This window comes from Chitinasiproducens palmae, assembly GCF_900095735.1.
GTDB lineage: Bacteria > Pseudomonadota > Gammaproteobacteria > Burkholderiales > Burkholderiaceae > Chitinasiproducens > Chitinasiproducens palmae.
In genome coordinates, this window is sequence record NZ_FNLO01000025.1 from 1 (window position 1) to 2,084 (window position 2,084).

At 53.7% G+C, this 2,084-nt stretch carries 2 tRNA genes and 1 rRNA gene; all 3 read left to right on the forward strand.

Going from position 1 to position 2,084, the window contains the following annotated elements:
- Positions 1-218 precede the first annotated feature (218 nt).
- The 3 genes from BLU54_RS22940 (at position 219) to BLU54_RS22950 (ending at position 1,984) form a co-directional block, all read left to right on the forward strand.
- Positions 219-1,749 (forward strand): 16S ribosomal RNA (locus tag BLU54_RS22940).
- A 68-nt stretch (positions 1,750-1,817) separates the two neighbouring features.
- Positions 1,818-1,894, forward strand: a tRNA-Ile gene (locus BLU54_RS22945).
- Between the two features lie 14 nt (positions 1,895-1,908).
- Positions 1,909-1,984: transfer RNA gene (locus tag BLU54_RS22950), tRNA-Ala, on the forward strand.
- Positions 1,985-2,084: the final 100 nt, after the last annotated feature.

Below are 2,084 nucleotides of genomic sequence, written 5' to 3' on the forward strand. Positions count from 1 at the left end.
AGTATAGCTGGTTTGTCAAGTTAGCGCGATGCTCTTTAAAAATTTACAGCCGATAAGTGTGGGCACTTGATGGCGAGCGGGCTGTGGCATTCGTGCCGCGGTCTTTGCAAAAGTAATCAAGTCTCACACTAAGTAATAGGTAAGTCGTGATTCATCATGACTTGTCAGCACTTTGAGTGAGCGACACATCCGCAAGGATGAAACAAGTAACAGGAATTGAACTGAAGAGTTTGATCCTGGCTCAGATTGAACGCTGGCGGCATGCCTTACACATGCAAGTCGAACGGCAGCGCGGACTTCGGTCTGGCGGCGAGTGGCGAACGGGTGAGTAATACATCGGAACGTGTCCTGTAGTGGGGGATAGCCCGGCGAAAGCCGGATTAATACCGCATACGATCTACGGATGAAAGCGGGGGACCTTCGGGCCTCGCGCTATAGGGGCGGCCGATGGCAGATTAGCTAGTTGGTGGGGTAAAGGCCTACCAAGGCGACGATCTGTAGCTGGTCTGAGAGGACGACCAGCCACACTGGGACTGAGACACGGCCCAGACTCCTACGGGAGGCAGCAGTGGGGAATTTTGGACAATGGGCGAAAGCCTGATCCAGCAATGCCGCGTGTGTGAAGAAGGCCTTCGGGTTGTAAAGCACTTTTGTCCGGAAAGAAAACGTCTGGGTTAATACCTCGGGCGGATGACGGTACCGGAAGAATAAGCACCGGCTAACTACGTGCCAGCAGCCGCGGTAATACGTAGGGTGCGAGCGTTAATCGGAATTACTGGGCGTAAAGCGTGCGCAGGCGGTTTGTTAAGACAGATGTGAAATCCCCGGGCTCAACCTGGGAACTGCATTTGTGACTGGCAAGCTAGAGTATGGCAGAGGGGGGTAGAATTCCACGTGTAGCAGTGAAATGCGTAGAGATGTGGAGGAATACCGATGGCGAAGGCAGCCCCCTGGGCCAATACTGACGCTCATGCACGAAAGCGTGGGGAGCAAACAGGATTAGATACCCTGGTAGTCCACGCCCTAAACGATGTCAACTAGTTGTTGGGGATTCATTTCCTTAGTAACGTAGCTAACGCATGAAGTTGACCGCCTGGGGAGTACGGTCGCAAGATTAAAACTCAAAGGAATTGACGGGGACCCGCACAAGCGGTGGATGATGTGGATTAATTCGATGCAACGCGAAAAACCTTACCTACCCTTGACATGTACGGAATCCTGCTGAGAGGCGGGAGTGCTCGAAAGAGAGCCGTAACACAGGTGCTGCATGGCTGTCGTCAGCTCGTGTCGTGAGATGTTGGGTTAAGTCCCGCAACGAGCGCAACCCTTGTCCTTAGTTGCTACGAAAGGGCACTCTAAGGAGACTGCCGGTGACAAACCGGAGGAAGGTGGGGATGACGTCAAGTCCTCATGGCCCTTATGGGTAGGGCTTCACACGTCATACAATGGTCGGTACAGAGGGTCGCCAACCCGCGAGGGGGAGCTAATCTCAGAAAACCGATCGTAGTCCGGATTGCACTCTGCAACTCGAGTGCATGAAGTTGGAATCGCTAGTAATCGCGGATCAGCATGCCGCGGTGAATACGTTCCCGGGTCTTGTACACACCGCCCGTCACACCATGGGAGTGGGTTTTACCAGAAGTGGCTAGTCTAACCGCAAGGAGGACGGTCACCACGGTAGGATTCATGACTGGGGTGAAGTCGTAACAAGGTAGCCGTATCGGAAGGTGCGGCTGGATCACCTCCTTTCTCGAGCAAGTCGCTCAAAGCTCAAGTGTCCACGCTTATCGGCTGTAGATGTACGACAGAGACTTAGCGGGTCTGTAGCTCAGTCGGTTAGAGCACCGTCTTGATAAGGCGGGGGTCGTTGGTTCGAATCCAACCAGACCCACCATCGAGTCTTGACTTGGGGGCATAGCTCAGCTGGGAGAGCACCTGCTTTGCAAGCAGGGGGTCGTCGGTTCGATCCCGTCTGCCTCCACCATTCGCTAGTCGAGAACGCTTTGCGTGAGTGTTCCCGACTGACGGTTGTCAGTTCAGTTTCGGCTGTCGTTCTTTAACAATTCAGAGAAGTAGTTTGTACG